At 68.4% G+C, this 15,222-nt stretch carries 12 protein-coding genes and 1 tRNA gene; 8 read left to right on the top strand and 5 right to left on the bottom strand.

Features of this window, described 5'->3' with window-relative positions; all coding sequences use genetic code 11:
• Positions 1-106 precede the first annotated feature (106 nt).
• Both HD841_RS08910 and HD841_RS08905 read left to right on the top strand, forming a co-directional pair.
• Entirely contained in the window at positions 107-805 is a 699-nt protein-coding gene (locus HD841_RS08910; protein WP_179508510.1) for a TetR/AcrR family transcriptional regulator, read from the top strand.
• 118 nt (positions 806-923) lie between these two features.
• Complete coding sequence (locus HD841_RS08905) at positions 924-1,529, top strand: RNA polymerase sigma factor (protein WP_179508509.1); 606 nt, start codon at positions 924-926, stop codon at positions 1,527-1,529.
• 23 nt (positions 1,530-1,552) lie between these two features.
• Here the strand turns inward: HD841_RS08905 and HD841_RS08900 are convergent, their stop codons facing one another.
• On the bottom strand, positions 1,553-3,949 hold the full coding sequence (locus tag HD841_RS08900) for a DUF3772 domain-containing protein (RefSeq protein WP_257015378.1): 2,397 nt from the start codon (positions 3,947-3,949) through the stop codon (positions 1,553-1,555).
• A 394-nt stretch (positions 3,950-4,343) separates the two neighbouring features.
• Between HD841_RS08900 and HD841_RS08895 the strand changes: the two genes are divergently transcribed.
• Entirely contained in the window at positions 4,344-5,777 is a 1,434-nt protein-coding gene (locus tag HD841_RS08895; RefSeq protein ID WP_179508508.1) for an MATE family efflux transporter, read from the top strand.
• A gap of 192 nt (positions 5,778-5,969) precedes the next feature.
• Here the strand turns inward: HD841_RS08895 and HD841_RS08890 are convergent, their stop codons facing one another.
• Positions 5,970-6,860 (bottom strand): diacylglycerol/lipid kinase family protein, encoded by an 891-nt coding sequence (locus HD841_RS08890; protein ID WP_179508507.1) that lies wholly within the window; start codon positions 6,858-6,860, stop codon positions 5,970-5,972.
• Positions 6,861-6,948: 88 nt separating this feature from the next.
• Here HD841_RS08890 and hemB point away from each other — a divergent pair, with 88 nt between their 5' ends.
• From hemB to HD841_RS08875, 3 genes are read left to right on the top strand one after another with little or no spacing between them, the layout of a single operon-like run.
• Positions 6,949-7,941 carry a porphobilinogen synthase gene (hemB, locus tag HD841_RS08885; protein WP_179508506.1) on the top strand — a complete coding sequence of 331 codons (993 nt, stop codon included), beginning with the start codon at positions 6,949-6,951 and terminating at the stop codon, positions 7,939-7,941.
• Positions 7,934-8,482 (top strand): GNAT family N-acetyltransferase, encoded by a 549-nt coding sequence (locus tag HD841_RS08880; RefSeq protein ID WP_179508505.1) that lies wholly within the window; start codon positions 7,934-7,936, stop codon positions 8,480-8,482. Before hemB ends, HD841_RS08880 begins: the two co-directional genes overlap by 8 nt.
• A complete protein-coding gene (locus tag HD841_RS08875) occupies positions 8,479-10,689 on the top strand; it encodes a fused MFS/spermidine synthase (protein ID WP_179508504.1) in 2,211 nt (736 codons plus the stop codon). The genes HD841_RS08880 and HD841_RS08875 overlap by 4 nt, the downstream gene beginning before the upstream one ends.
• Here the strand turns inward: HD841_RS08875 and HD841_RS08870 are convergent.
• A complete protein-coding gene (locus tag HD841_RS08870) occupies positions 10,686-11,183 on the bottom strand; it encodes a hypothetical protein (protein ID WP_179508503.1) in 498 nt (165 codons plus the stop codon). The two genes, HD841_RS08875 and HD841_RS08870, sit on opposite strands and share 4 nt — an antisense overlap.
• A gap of 82 nt (positions 11,184-11,265) precedes the next feature.
• Here HD841_RS08870 and HD841_RS08865 point away from each other — a divergent pair.
• Together HD841_RS08865 and HD841_RS08860 are read left to right on the top strand one after the other, a co-directional pair.
• Positions 11,266-11,342 (top strand) — tRNA-Arg (locus HD841_RS08865).
• A gap of 102 nt (positions 11,343-11,444) precedes the next feature.
• Positions 11,445-12,470: a bile acid:sodium symporter family protein gene (locus tag HD841_RS08860; protein WP_179508502.1), complete on the top strand. Its 1,026-nt coding sequence runs from the start codon at positions 11,445-11,447 to the stop codon at positions 12,468-12,470.
• On the opposite strand, the gene HD841_RS08855 is transcribed toward HD841_RS08860, so the two are convergent.
• Together HD841_RS08855 and cysN are read right to left on the bottom strand one after the other, a co-directional pair.
• Positions 12,460-13,209, bottom strand: a complete 750-nt coding sequence (locus tag HD841_RS08855) for a 3'(2'),5'-bisphosphate nucleotidase CysQ (protein WP_373562973.1) — start codon at positions 13,207-13,209, stop codon at positions 12,460-12,462. The two genes, HD841_RS08860 and HD841_RS08855, sit on opposite strands and share 11 nt — an antisense overlap.
• Entirely contained in the window at positions 13,206-15,119 is a 1,914-nt protein-coding gene (gene cysN, locus HD841_RS08850; RefSeq protein WP_179508500.1) for a sulfate adenylyltransferase subunit CysN, read from the bottom strand. Before cysN ends, HD841_RS08855 begins: the two co-directional genes overlap by 4 nt.
• Between the last annotated feature and the right edge of the window lie 103 nt (positions 15,120-15,222).

The raw sequence follows: 15,222 nt of genomic DNA, 5'->3' as shown, positions 1-15,222 counted from the left end.
CTAATCGCTGGCCGCGCGGCGGGCAACGGGGCAGCGGTGGACATCGGCGGGGGCGGTGGCCATGGTGGAGCGGCACGCGGATGCGGTACGGAGCGGGATCGGACGGATGGCGACCACGGATGACGAGGGTTCGGCGAGCGCAGGCGGCGCGGCCCAGCGTCGCGCCGGCCGGCCGAGCCGCAAGGAAGCGCAGGCGATCGAGGCGCTGATCCTCGACGGTACGATCGATGCGATGCGCGACGCGCGCTATGCGACGCTGTCGATCGACGCGCTCGCCCAGGATATCGGCGTCACCAAGCAGACGATCTATCGCCGCTTCCCGAGCAAGGACGCGCTGATCGACGCGGCGATCCGCCACAAGATGGACCAGCTCCACGCCTTCGCCCGCGATACCGCCGACAGCGTCACCGAACCGATCGCGAGTCTGCGCACCTTCGCCCGCCACATGTTCGACATGATGCTCAAGCCCGAGAACGTCGGGCTGGCGATCTTCATCGATCATGCCTCCCTTACCGACCCCGCCTTCGCCCGCCGCCGCCAGAACTGGCACGTCATGCTGATGGCGCCGATGAAGAATGCGATCGCCACTGCCCAGGCGCAGGGGCTGCTCGAGGCAGGGGATGTTGAAGGGATGGCGAACATGCTGTTCGACCTGCTCGCCGGGCCGGTGAACCGCATGCGCTACAGCCTCGCTCCCGATGTCGCGCTGGAGGGGCTGTGCGAGGATCATGCCTTCGCGGCGCGGTTCGACACCTTCCTGCGACTGTACGCGCCGGTGTTGCCGACATGCTGCACCGCAAAATAAAAAGGAACCGACCAGTATTGTAATCGTTCGATACCTGCCTCTATGGGCTCGCGACGCCCGCGCCGACGCCATCCGTCCCCGCGCCCGTCCAGTCTGTCTCGTGTCGAGTGATGAACCGATGACCACCGCCGCCCTGCCGTCCGACGTGCTTACCGAACGCGGCTTCGTCGCCGCGATCGAAGCGGTGCTCCCGTCGCTGCGACGCTATGCGCGTCAGCTCAGCCGTGACCAGGGCGACGGCGACGATCTCGTGCAGGAAACGATGGCGCGCGCATGGGCCGCCCGCACCCGATTTCAGCCCGGTACCAATTTTCGCGCCTGGCTGTTCCGCATCCTGCGTAACCTCTTCCTAACCAACCGCCGCCGCGACGGCCGCAGCGTGTCTTGGAATCCTGATATCGACGACGACCGGCTGGTGACGCCCGCCGATCAGGAATCGGGTGTCATGCTCGCCGACCTCGACGCGGCGCTCGACAGCATCACGCCGGGCCAGGCCGAGGCGCTCGTCCTCGTCACGCAGGAGGGCCTGTCCTATGAGGAAGCCGCCGTGCGTCTCGGCGTGCCGATGGGCACGGTGCGCAGCCGCGTCTTCCGGGCCCGCGCCGCGGTGATCGATCGTCTCGCCGGCACCACCCCGGTCCCGGCGATGCTCCCGCCGCCGCCCGCTGCAATGGGCGAGGGCTATCGTCGCTGGAAGCACGCCGGCACCGGCATGATCGGCTAAGCCACGCGCGGCTGGCTGGCGGCTCAGCTCGCCGGCGTGTCGCCGAGCTGCGGCGGCAGCGTCACCCATTCCACCCGCTGCGGCACGGTGCCCAGCTCGATCCCCTCGTCGCGCATCCGCCGCAGCAGCGTCAGCAGCACGTTGCTGCGCGCCTCGCCGGTGCTGCGCGGGCTGGCGACATGCGCAAGGCAGTTGAACAGGATGCGGCCGTCGCCGATGCCGTCGATCAGCACCGCCGGCGCCGGCGCGTCGAGCACCATCTCCTCGGCCGCGAACGTCTCCAGCACGATCGCGCGCACCCGATCGGCATCGCTGCTGATCGGCACCGAGAAGTGGATCTGGATGCGCCCCATCGGCCCGGCCAGCGTCTTGTTGAGCACCGACTTGGTGATCAGCTCGGAATTCGGCACGATCAGCGTCGAATGGTCCGCCAATTCGATCTCCGTCGAGCGCACGCTGATCCGCTTGACGTCGCCCTCGTCGGTGCCGACGCGGATGAGGTCGCCGATCTTGATCGGCCGCTCGGCGAGCAGGATCAGCCCCGACACGAAGTTCGACGTGATCGCCTGCAGGCCGAACCCGATGCCGACCGACAGCGCCGACAGCAGCAGCGCGATCCGCTCCATCCCGATGCCGAGCGAGGCGAGCGACCACACCACCGCCAGCGCGATCGCCAGATAGCGCGCGACCAGCCGGATCGAATTGCGTACGCTGCTGTCGAGGTCGGTGCTCGGCAGATAGCGATGGTCGAGCCAGCCGGTGAACTGCCGCACCAGGAACAGCCCCAGCGCGAGCACCGCGACGAAGCGGATGATCGTTCCCGGCGAGATCGCGATGCCGCCGACCTCGACACCGCGCGCGAGCCCGCTGACCCGGTCGAGGAACGAGCCGAAGCCGGCACCGAACGGATAGAGCAGCAGCCCCAGCGCCACCACGATCACCGCCAGCCGCAATATCGCCGACAGCAGCACGCCGAATTGGTCGACCGCGCTGCCGCTGATCCCCATGCCGTGGCGCAGCGTCAGGCCGATGCGGCTGTCGCGCTGGAACAGGCTGGTCGCGACATCGTCGATCACCACCATCAGCAGATAGGTGCTGACGCCGAGCAGCGTCGCCCACAGCACCGCCTGCACAACGGTGATCGCCAGCCCGATATAGCCGATCAGCAGCGCCAGGGCTGCGCCCGCGACCACCAGCCAGAGCGCCAGCGTGATCGCGCCGACGCCGGCGCTCGCCGCGGCCTCCGCCTCGCTTTCGCCATCCGCGGCCTCCGCTGCGCGCAGCCGGCCGATGATGATCAGCGTGCTCGCGATCAGCACCAGATGAACGATCACCTCGACCACCTGCGTGCCGAGCAGCGCGGTCGGGCTCATCCCGGCGGTGCGGTTGACGGAATCGACGAGGATGACGACGAAGGTCAGCGTCGCGAACGCCCAGGCGACGGGCCGCAGCGCCGTCGCTGCCGCATCGGTCAGCGTCACCACCCGCCACGACGGCTGCCGCGCCATCAGGAAGGCGGCGCCGACCGCGGCGGTGAGCCCGCTGAACGCCGCCGCGATCACCAGCGCATCGGCGAGCGCGTTCCACGACGGTGCGAGCAGCGACGACCAGCGCAATCCCTGGACGAACAGGAAGGCGGCGGCCATCGGCATCGTCGTGCCGACCAGCACCCGCCACAAGGCGTTGGCCGAGCGCCGCACGCGATGCCCCGGCGCATCGGCGATCAGGTAACGCTGGCCGATACGGCGGAGGAATTGCCGCACCGGGATCAGCATCACCAGCGCAAGGAGGCTGCCGAGCAGCGCACCGAGCGGGAAGCCGCTGCGCAGCCCGCTGTCGATCTGGTTCCATTCGCGGCCGAGGAAGGTCGACAGGCGGCGCGTGTCGCGCGGCAACGCCGCGAAGATGTCGCCCCAGAAATGCGGCGACAGTGGGGAGGGCGCGCGCACCGCGATCCGCTGGTTGATCTCCTCGGCCTGGGTCTCGTCGATCTCGGTGACGAGCTGTCCGGCCTCGACCGCGACGAGCTGGCCACGCTTGACCTTCGAATCGAGCGAGCTGCGCGCCTGGGCGAGCGCGCGGCGCTCGGCCCGGATATCGGGCGCCTCGACCACGCCGGGGGCGGGGGCACCGAGGCCGGCGATCCGCGCATCGACCAGCGCCAATTGGGACCGCAACTGTTCGGCGGCATCGCGCGCATCGCTTTGCGCGCTGAGCGCCTGATCGCGCAGCTGGGCACGCGTCTCGCGATCGACCTTGCCGTCGAGCGCCTTGTCGACGCCATCGAGCGCCGCCTCGGCAGCGGCGAGCTGCTTGCTGGCGGCCTCTACCGGCGAGGTCTGGGCACCGGCGGGCGCCGTGATTGCGCAGGCGATCAGCACCATCAGCACCACCCACCATCGCCGCGCAGCTGCCACCATGCCATCGCTCCCGTCCGAACCTGCCCGGCTGGTTAGGGACAGTTGCCCGACAAAGCGAGTATCCTCGCGTGACAGCGAGGGGCGGGGCGCATGCGATTGGCCGCGCGGAACGAGGCGAGCCGCTACTCCGCGTCGTACTCGCCAAGCCGGGCTCCATTCCCGGCGAAGGCCGAAGCCGATAGTAACGAAGCATGAGCAAGGCGCACATCGCGCGCGGCATCGGAAGGCAGTGCCGAGCGCGGCAAAAACCCTCAGCGATTGCTATCAGGCCTGCCTTCCCCACGGCAAGCTCAAGCGCCTCGCGATCGTCGGCGTCATCACCACCTTCGCGGACGCGTCGATATCGCGTAAGGGGCCTCCCTCGCCGGCGCGCGAGACCAGGGGGGCATCACGAATGGCGAGACCGCAACGCGACCTGACCTCGGGCCCGATCGGCAAGACGCTGCTGCTGTTCGCGCTGCCCACGCTGGGATCGAGCGTGCTCCAGTCGATCAACGGCTCGATCAATGCGATCTGGATCGGCCAGTTGCTTGGCGAACGCGCGCTCGCCGCCACGACCAACGCTGGCCTCGTCATGTTCCTGCTGGTGTCGGCGGTGTTCGGCTTCGGCATGGCGGCGACGATCCTGATCGGCCAGGCGATGGGTCGGCGCGATATCGACGCGGTCCGGCGCGTCGTCGGCACCGCGCACGGACTGTTCGCGATCCTGTCGCTGCTCGTCGTCGCGGTCGGCTGGCTGGCCGCTCCGGCGATCCTCACCGCGCTGCGTACGCCGGCGGACGCCTATCCGTTGGCGCTTGCCTATCTGCGCGTCATCTTCGTCGCCATGCCGACCAGCTTCCTGGCGGTGCTGCTCAGCATGGTGCTGCGCGGCGCGGGCGATTCGGTGACCCCGCTCAAGTTCATGGCGCTGGGGTCGGTGATCGACGTGCTGCTCAACCCGGTGCTGATCCGCGGCATGGGGCCGGTCCCGGCGCTCGGCATCGCCGGCTCGGCGACCGCGACCTTCATCGCCAACACGGTCTCGTTCGCCGGGCTGCTCGCCTATGTCTACCGGCGCGACCTCGTCGTGCGACTGCGCGGCGCCGAGTGGCGCTATCTCGTTCCCGATCCTGCGCTGCTGCGGCCGATCGTCGCCAAGGGCGTGCCGATGGGTTTGCAGATGCTGGTTGCGACCGGCTCGGCGCTGGCGATGATCGGGCTGGTCAACGGCTATGGCACCACGACCACTGCCGCTTATGGCGCGGCGAGCCAGTTGTGGACCTATATCCAGATGCCGGCGATGTCGGTCGGTGCGGCGGTGAGCGCGATGGTCGCGCAGAATATCGGTGCCGGGCGTTGGGATCGCGTTGCGCGGATCACGCGATCGGGGCTGCTGCTCAACCTCGCGATGACGGCGGCCTTGATCGTCGCGGTGGCGGTGCTCGACCGCGCTGCGTTGGGATTGTTCCTCGGCAGCGATGCCGGCTCGATCGATCTCGCGGCGCATATCAACATCATCGGCTCGGCGAGCTTCCTGCTGTTCGGCGTGTCGATGGTGCTCTCGGCGACGGTGCGCGCCAACGGCGCGGTGGTCGGGCCGCTGCTGATCCTCGCGGTGGCGCTGTTCCCGATCCGGCTCGGCCTCGCCTATGCCTTGCAGCCGAGCTGGGGCGCCGATGCGATCTGGTGGAGCTTCCCGGCAGGATCGGCAGCGTCGATGGTGATGACGATCGCTTATTATCGCTACGGCAACTGGCGCAAAGGCGAGTTGATGCCGGTTACCGAGGGCGAGGAGCACGCCAAGGCTGCCACCGAACCGACCGCCAAGCAGATGCCGGTGGGATGATTCTCGCGAAGACGCGACGCGGAAGGAATTGCGCGCAGAGGCGCAGAGGACGCGGAGGGCTTAGGTAGCAATCGCTCGCTTTAGCCTCCCCGTTTAATTCTGGTCATCCACGGGGAACTCCATTGCACGATAAGCGAATCCCTTTGCGTACTTTTGCCTGCCCGTAAAAAGCTTTTGCTTCTTCGCGTGAACTCAGCCCGCCGCCGCAGCCGGCACCATCACCTCGATCACGCCCGGCGCCACCTGTGCCGTGACCGGCGTATACGCCAGCACCTCGCCGTCGATCGAGATCGGTAGCGACGGCTTGGTCTCGATGCGCAGCGACTTGCCCGAGAAGGTCACCGTATCCTGATGGCGCGATTCGTGGCCGAAGAAGCTCGCCGCCCAATTCTTCACCAGCGTCCGTTTGTAGCGGCCGGTCACCGCCTGGACGACGATCTCGCCCGAGTTGATCGAGGCTTCGTCGACCAGCCAAGTGCCGCCATGATACGGGCCGTTGGAGATACGCACCTCGACGACGCGCATCGTCTTGGCCTCGGTGCCGTCGTCCACCGTCAGGATGAACGGCTTGAAGCGCGCGAACTGCCAGCTTGCCCAGCCGAGATAGCCGATGCGGCCCAGGACCTTCTTCAACCCGTGCGGCACGGTCTCGGCGATCTGCGGGCTGATCCCCATCGCCGCGCAATTGGCGAAATAGTCGCCGTCGATCTTGCCGAGGTCGATGCGCTTGGGAACACCGGTCCGGATCGCCTCGATCGCGCCCTCGATATCGAGCGGCAGGCCGAGCGTGCGCGCGAAGCTGTTCGCGGTGCCGAGCGGCAGCACGCCGAGCACGACGTTCTGGCCGACGAGCAGGTCGACCAGGCCGCTGATCGTGCCGTCGCCGCCGCCCAGGATGACGAGCTGCGGCTTCTTGGCAAGCGCGTTGCGGACCGTTTCGACCAGGTCATCGGGATTCTCCACGGCATGGGCGTCCACCGGATAGGGAAGGCCGCTCAACGCCTTGCATGCTCTTTCGAACAAGGCTTGGCCCCGGCGCGACTTGGCGTTGACGATCAGCGCGGCAGACGTGAACTGGGTCATGAGGTTCCGATCGGTTACGGGTGCGCAACGCTTGGCAAGCGCGCCGCGATCCCTCAAAGCCGCCTTACCTCGTCAAACAGGATGCGTCATGACTGCTGCCTATCCCGCGCTTCGTCTGCGCCGTACCCGTGCAAGCGGTTGGAGCCGCCGTCTTCATGCCGAGACCGTGTTGACCCCGGCCGACCTGATCTGGCCGATGTTCATCGTCGAGGGCGAGGACGTCGAGCAGCCGATCGAGAGTTTGCCGGGCGTGTCGCGCTGGTCGGTCGATGGCATCGTCGCGCGGGCGAAGGAGGCGCACGGCCTCGGCATCCCCTGCGTGGCGCTGTTCCCGTTCACGCCCGCGCACCTCAAGACCGACGACGGGCGCGAGGCGCTCAACCCCGACAATCTGATGTGCCGGGCGATTCGTGCGATCAAGGATGCGGTGCCGGAGGTCGGCGTGCTGACCGATGTCGCGCTCGATCCCTATACCAGCCACGGCCACGACGGGCTGGTCGATGCGGCGGGCTATGTCGTCAACGACTCGACCGCCGACCTGTTGATCCAGCAGGCGCTCAACCAGGCGCGCGCCGGCGCCGACATCATCGCGCCGTCCGACATGATGGACGGCCGCATCGGCATGATCCGCAGCGCGCTGGAAGGCGAGGGCGCGCATAACGTCCAGATCATGAGCTATGCCGCGAAATACGCCAGCGGCTTCTACGGCCCGTTTCGCGACGCGGTCGGCAGTCGCGGGCTGCTGAAGGGCGACAAGAAGACCTATCAGATGGATGCCTCCAACGCCGAGGAGGCGCTCCGCGAGGTCGCGCTCGATCTCGCCGAGGGCGCGGACAGCGTGATGGTCAAGCCGGGATTGCCGTATCTCGACATCATCGTGCGGGTGAAGACGCGCTTCGAGGTGCCGGTGTTCGCCTATCAGGTGTCGGGCGAATATGCGATGCTGGAGGCCTCGGTCGCGGCGGGGGCGGGCGAGCGTGACGCGTTGGTGCTGGAGACGCTGATGGCGTTCAAGCGCGCCGGCTGTTCGGGCGTGCTCACCTATCATGCGGCGCATGCGGCGCGACTGCTGAATGGCTGATTTCCGGATCGAGACCGAACGGCTGATCCTGCGCGGATGGCGTGACGACGACCGCGCGGCGTTCGCGGCGATCAACCGCGATCCCGAGGTCATGCGCTATCTCGACGGCCCGATCGACGCGGCGGCGAGCGATGCGATGATCGACCGCCAGATCGCCGGCCAGGCGGCTTCGGGCCATTGCCTGTGGGCGGTTGAGCGGCGCGATGACGCGCGGTTGCTCGGTTATTGCGGTCTGCGTGTCGGCGGTCCGCCCGGCACCGGCGTGGCGGACGAACTGGAGATCGGCTGGCGCTTCGCGCGCGCGGCATGGGGGCAGGGCTATGCGCGCGAGGCTGCGGCGGCGAGCCTCACCTGGGGCTTCGCCAACACGGATCGCGCGCGGATCGCGGCGTGGACGGTGCCGGCGAACACCGCCTCCTGGGGGCTGATGCGGCGGCTCGGCATGAGCGCGCGTCCCGACCTCGACTTCGCGCATCCCAAATTCGCCGCGGATCATCCGCTGTCCCGACATATCGTCTATGTGATCGAACGGAGCGCATGACCGCATCATCGCCGGCCGCCACGCGCGCCTGCCGGATCACCTTCGTCGTCACGATCCTCACCGGATCGTTCCTGCTCTTCCTCGTCCAGCCGATGGTCGCGCGGATGGCGCTGCCGCGGCTCGGCGGCGCGCCGGCGGTGTGGAATTCGGCGATGCTCGTCTACCAGACGCTGCTGCTTGGCGGTTATGCCTATGCGCACGCGCTGGCGCGGGTGCGGCCTTGGTTGCAGGCGGCGATCCATGTCGCGGTGCTGCTGATCGGCGCGGCGTGGCTGCCGATCGGACTCGCGCTGACCGGCAGCCACGCCGGCGTCACGCCGGCCCTGTGGGTGCCCTGGCTGCTCGGCGCCTCGATCGGGCCGCTGTTCTTCGCCGTCTCCGCGCAGGCGCCGTTGGTGCAACGCTGGTTCAGCATCGCCAGCCGTGAAGGCGATCCCTATGCCCTCTACGCCGCCTCCAACCTCGGCAGTTTTGGCGGGCTGATCGCCTATCCTTTGGTTGTCGAGCCGCTGCTCGCGCTGCGCCAGCAGAGCTGGTTGTGGAGCGGCGGCTATCTGCTGCTCATCGTGCTGGTGATCGCCTGCGCCGTTCGCCTGCCGCGCGGTGCGGGTGCCGACGTGGCACGGCCGACCAGCGAACCGGCGACGCCGCGGCGGGTGTTGCACTGGATCGCGCTGGCGCTGGTGCCGTCGGGGCTGATGCTCGCGACCTCGACCTATATCACCACCGACATCGTCGCGATGCCGCTGCTCTGGGTGCTGCCGCTCGGCCTCTACCTGCTCAGCTTCACCATCGCCTTTGCCGCCAATCGCGAGATCGCCGACCTGCTCACCCGGATCGCGCCGATCACCATCCTGATGTTCGGCGGCGTGATGATCGGCGGCTTCAACGAATCGCCGCTGGTCAATCTCGGCATCGCGCTGACGCTGCTGTTCATGGTGTCGGTGGCGCTGCACACGCAGATGTACCGGCTGCGACCCGAGCCCGACCGGCTGACCGGTTTCTATCTGGCGATGGCGTTCGGCGGCGCGCTTGGCGGGATCTTCGCGGGGCTGGTCGCACCGGTGGTGTTCGACTGGACCTACGAATATCCGATCCTGATCTTCGCGGCGGGACTGCTCGTGCCGCAGGTGTTCCTGACCCACGGCATCCGCAGCCTGTGGACGACGCCGGCCAAGCGACGGCTGGCCTATGCCGGCGTGGTGGCGGCGCTGGTGCTGCTCGCGACGCTGACCTTCCGCGGCCCGGCGGAGCTGTTCGGCGAGGGGCATCAGGGGCTGACCTTCATCGGCATAGCCGTGATCGGCGTGATCTCGGTCGGCGCGCGGCTGTCCTATGCGCTGATCCTGGCGGTGACGCTGGTGATCTTCGGCGGCTGGCGTGCGGTCGAGCTGTCGCTGGAGCATGGCGCGCGCACGCGCAGCTATTTCGGCGTCTACACGATCCGCGATACGCGCGGCGTGCGCGAACTCGATCACGGTACCACGGTGCACGGCATCCAGTTCACCGGCAGCCCGGTGCTCGAACGCCTGCCGACCACCTATTATGCGGCGCCCTCCGGCATCGGCCGCGCCATGGCGGCGCTCGACCGGCTCTATGGTCCGACGGCGCGCGTCGGCATTGTCGGTCTCGGCACCGGCACGCTCGCCTGCTACGCGCAGCCGGCGCAGCGCTGGCGCTTCTACGAGATCGACCCGGCGGTGGTGCGCATCGCCCGCGATACCGGCCAGTTCACCTACCTCAAGGACTGCCTGCCGCGGCCGGACATCCGCATCGGCGATGCCCGCATCAGCCTTGAGGCCGACCGGCCGGCCAGCCTCGACCTGCTCGCGCTCGATGCCTTTTCATCGGACGCGATCCCGATGCACCTGATGACGCGCGAGGCGTTCGCCGATTACGCGCATGTGCTGCAACCCAGGGGGCTGCTGCTCGTCCACGTCTCCAACCGCTTCCTCGACCTCGAGCCCGTCGTCGCGGCGGCAGCGCAGGCGGGCGGGTGGCAGGCGGCGAAGCTCTATTACCAGCCGGCGCAGCGCACGCCGTTGGCCTCGGCCAGCCAGTGGATCGCGCTGTCGCGGGACCCGGCGACGATCCGCACGCTGGCGGCAGCGGAGCCGCGCTGGGTGCCGTTGGTGCCGCGGGCGGGCTTCGAAGCCTGGACCGACGATTATTCGACGATCCTGCCTTTGCTCAAATGGCGCCGTTAGGCGGCGGGCAGGGTCGCCTGTAGCCGGTCGATCGTGCCGCTCTGCCGGTCTGCCTCGGCCACCACGCGCGCGCGCAGCGTCGCAAGCGTGGGATAGGCGGGCGCCAGTGCGGCGGCGCGATCCGTCGCGGCCTGATCGATGTCGGTGAGCAACGCAGAGGTCTGCGCACGCCAGTCGTCGAGCCCGGCCAGCGCCGATTGCGCGTCGAGCCACGCGTCGCTGCCAACGCCCTTGCCGCGCGCGCGCGCCGCGGCGGTCTCGGCCTTTGCGGCATCGGCGCCGAAGCCCTTGGATACCGCGTCGAGCGTGCCCTGCCACGTCGCGATGCGCGCATCCAGGGCTGGGTCGGGCTTGGCTTCGGCGATCGTCACCTCGGGTTCGGCAAAGCCCAGCTTCTCCACCGCGCGCGGCGCCAGCGACGGATAGCGCGTCCTATCCTGCGCACAGCCCCCAAGCGGGAGGAGCAGGAGCGCGAGCAGGGGGGCGGTTTTCATGCCATCGGTCTATGCGGTCGCAGAAAATGGCGCAACGCACTTGCGCGGTTCGAAACGTCTGCTATCAGCGCGCCTCCAATGTGCGCCCGTAGCTCAGCTGGATAGAGCATCAGACTACGAATCTGAGGGTCGGACGTTCGAATCGTTCCGGGCGCACCAGGATCTCCCCCGCGGACCAGCGATGGTCCGGCGGGGGTTTTCATATCCGCTTTCCATCATCGCGGGGTGGCAGGGCCGCGGCAGCTGGCCTAAGCGCCTGTGATGCTGCGTGCGATCCTGTCCCTGTTCGAACCCTTCATCCTGATGCTGCTCGGCACCGTGGTGCTCGCCAGCGTTTTGCCCGCCCGCGGCCCGTGGGCGGACGTCGCCGCCGGTGCTGCGGATGTTGGGATTGTGTTGTTGTTCTTTTTGCATGGTGCAAAACTGTCTCGCGACGCGATCTGGGAAGGGGCGCGAAACTGGCGGTTGCACCTCGCCGTGTTCGCCACGACGTTCCTGGTGTTCCCGCTGCTCGGCATCGGGCTGGAACAGGTGCCGGGGCTCGCCGGACCCGTTGCGGTCGGGATGCTGTTCCTCACGCTGCTGCCGTCGACGGTGCAGTCGTCGATCGCCTTTACCGCGATCGCACGCGGCAATGTCGCCGCGGCGGTGTGCAGCGCGTCCTTCTCGAACCTCATCGGCATCGTGCTGACGCCGGCGCTGGTCGCCCTGCTGATCGGCAGTGGCGTCGAGGGGCAGGGCGGCGGCATCTCGCTGTCGGCGGTCGAATCGATCGTCGGGCAGCTGCTCGTGCCGTTCCTCGCCGGGCATCTGCTGCGGCCGTGGATCGGCGGTCTCGTCGCGCGGCAGAAGCGGCTGCTGACGATCGTCGACCGCGGCTCGATCCTGCTCGTCGTCTACAGCGCCTTCGGCGCCGCCGTGGTCGAGGGGCTGTGGAGCCGCGTGTCGCCGGCCGACCTGCTGCTGATCGGCGTCCTGTGTTCGGTGCTGCTGGCGGTGGTGCTCGTGTTCACCTGGGTCGCCGGCAGGGCGCTGGGCTTCAGCCGCGAGGATGCCATCGTGCTGCTGTTCTGCGGCTCGAAGAAGAGCCTTGCCTCGGGCGTGCCGATGGCGGGGGTGCTGTTTCCGGCGGCGCAGGTCGGTGCGGTGCTGCTGCCGGTGATGCTGTTCCACCAGATCCAGCTGATCGCCTGCGCGGTGATCGCCCGCCGCTACGCGAATGCGGCGAGCCTGGCCGAGGCGAAGGCCGAGGCCGGGGCCGAAGCCGGGGCCGCGGTCACGCCGTAGCGGCAGCGACCGCAGCGAGCACCTGGTCGGCGAGTTCCGGCCGGCAGATGAGCAGGTCGGGCAGCAGCGGGTTCTCGCAATTGTAGACCAAAGGACTGCCGTCGATGCGCGAGGCGTGCAGGCCGGCCGCCAGCGCGACCGCGGCGGGAGCGCAATTGTCCCACTCATATTGACCGCCGTCGTGCAGGTAGATGTCGGCGCGGCCATCGACCACCGCCATCGCCTTGACCCCGGCCGAGCCCATGCCGACGCGGGTCGTCGCGAGCGCACGCCCGACGCGCTCGACCATGTCGGTGGCACGGGTGCGGCTGACCACCATCCGCGGCGCCGCGGCGCTGCGCAGCTGCGTGCAGCGTGCCTCGGCAGTGGTGTAGACGCGGCCGGTCGTCGGCACCGCGACGGCACCCACCGTCGGGCGACCGCCGATCGCGAGGCCGATATGCACCGCCCAATCGTCCAGCCCCTCGGCATAATCGCGCGTGCCGTCGAGCGGATCGACGATCCACACCCGCTCCGCGGCGCAGCGGGCCCGATCGTCGATCGACTCTTCGGACAGGATGAAGTCGTCCGGCCGCGCGGCGCGGAGCCGGTCGAGGATCAGCACATTCGCTTCGCGATCACCGATGTCGCCGAGCGCCTTGCCCGACACGTCGCCGCGGTCGCGAAGCGCGAGCAGCAGCGCGCCCGCTTCCTCGGCGATGCTGCGTGCCAGTTCGACATCGGTGACCGGGGCGCTCACAATTCGAAACTCCATACGCCGAGCACATGTTCGACGATCCGTTCGGCGGCAGCCTCGGCGCTTTCGCGGCGCGTGTCGATATGGATGTCGGGACGCTCGGGCGGCTCGTAGGGGCTGGAGATGCCGGTGAAATGCGCGATCTCGCCGGCACGCGCCTTGGCATAGAGGCCCTTGGGGTCGCGGGCCTCCGCCTCGGCCAGCGGCGTATCGACGAAGATCTCGACGAATTCGCCCGCGGGCAGCAGCTTGCGCACCAGATCGCGTTCGGCCCGGAACGGCGAGATGAAGGCGGTGAGCACGATCAGTCCGGCGTCGGTCATTAATTTGGCGACCTCACCGACACGGCGGATGTTCTCGATCCGGTCGGCATCGCTGAACCCCAGGTCCTTGTTGAGGCCGTGACGGACGTTGTCGCCATCGAGCAGGAAGCTATGGCGCCCCAGCGCGTGGAGCTTCTTCTCGACGAGATTGGCGATCGTCGACTTGCCCGAGCCCGACAGGCCGGTGAACCACAGGAGGCGCGGCGACTGGCCCTTCTGACGGGCATGCGCCTCGCGGGTGATGTCGACCGACTGCCAGTGGACGTTCTGCGCCCGGCGCAGCGCATGGTGGATCAGGCCGGCAGCGACGGTGGCGTTGGTTTCGCGATCGATCAGGATGAAGCCGCCGAGCGTGTGGCTATGCTCGTAGGGCGCGAAGACGAGCGGTGCGTCGGTGAACACCTCCGCCACGCCGATATCGTTGAGTTCGAGCGTCTTGGCGGAAAGGTGCGCCTGCGTGTTGACGTCGACGACATAAGCGGGCGGCTGCACCGTGGCGCCGACCGTGCGCGTGCCTAGCTTGAGCCAATAGCCGCGCCCGGGCACCAGCGCGGTGTCGGCGAGCCAGATGACCGTCGCCTCGAACTGGTTGGCGGCCTCCAGCGGGGCGTCGGCCGCAGCGATGACGTCGCCGCGCGAGCAATCCACCTCATCGGCGAGCACCAGCGTCACCGCCTCGCCGGCACCGGCTTCGTCGCGGTCGCCGTCGAACGTGACGATACGCGCGACCCGGGACGTCTTGCCCGAAGGAACGATGCGCACGGGATCGCCGACATGGATGCGACCCGCCGCGATTGTCCCCGCGAACCCGCGAAAGTCGAGGTCGGGGCGGTTGACCCACTGGACCGGCAGGCGGAACGGCGCGCCGCCCGCCGCATCGGCCTCGACCGGCACCGTCTCCAGATGCGGCAGCAGCGCCGGACCGTCGTACCACGGCATTGCGTCGGAGCGGGTCGTGATGTTGGCGCCGGTCAGCCCCGAAAGCGGGATGGCGGTGAAGCCGGTGATGCCGATGCTGTGCGCGAAGGCGCTGTAATCGGCGACGATCTCCTCGAACCGGGATCGATCGTGACCGACGAGATCCATCTTGTTCACCGCGAGTACGATGTGACGGATGCCGATCAGATGCGCCAGAAAGGAATGCCGCCGCGTCTGCGTCAGCACGCCCTTGCGCGCGTCGATCAGGATCACGGCGAGGTCCGCGGTCGATGCGCCGGTGACCATGTTGCGGGTATATTGTTCGTGGCCCGGCGTGTCGGCGACGATGAACTTGCGCTTGTCGGTCGCGAAGAAGCGATAGGCGACGTCGATCGTGATGCCCTGTTCGCGCTCGGCGGCGAGGCCGTCGACGAGCAAGGCGAAGTCGATATTCTGCCCCTGCGTACCGAGGCGCTTGCTGTCCGCTTCGAGCTGGCTGAGCTGGTCTTCGAAGATCGTCTTCGAATCGTAGAGCAGGCGGCCGATGAGCGTCGACTTGCCGTCGTCCACCGAACCGCAGGTGATGAAGCGCAGCATCGACTTGTGCGCGTGGCCGTCGAGATAGGCGTGGATGTCCGCCGCGATGAGCGCGTCAGGAGTGTAGGCGGTCATGCGATCACTGCCTCCCTCGCGACGCGGGGGCGGAGGCGCGCGCAGCGCAGCCGGGTGGAGGGGGCGGTGCCGGAAATGCCGGGCTTGCCGTATCCTCCCCCTC

It is taken from the genome of Sphingomonas melonis (genome assembly GCF_013409985.1).
In the GTDB taxonomy this organism is placed as follows: Bacteria; Pseudomonadota; Alphaproteobacteria; order Sphingomonadales; family Sphingomonadaceae; genus Sphingomonas; species Sphingomonas melonis_A.
The sequence above is the reverse complement of the archived record's forward strand: the minus strand, read 5'-3'. Positions and strand labels throughout refer to the sequence as shown.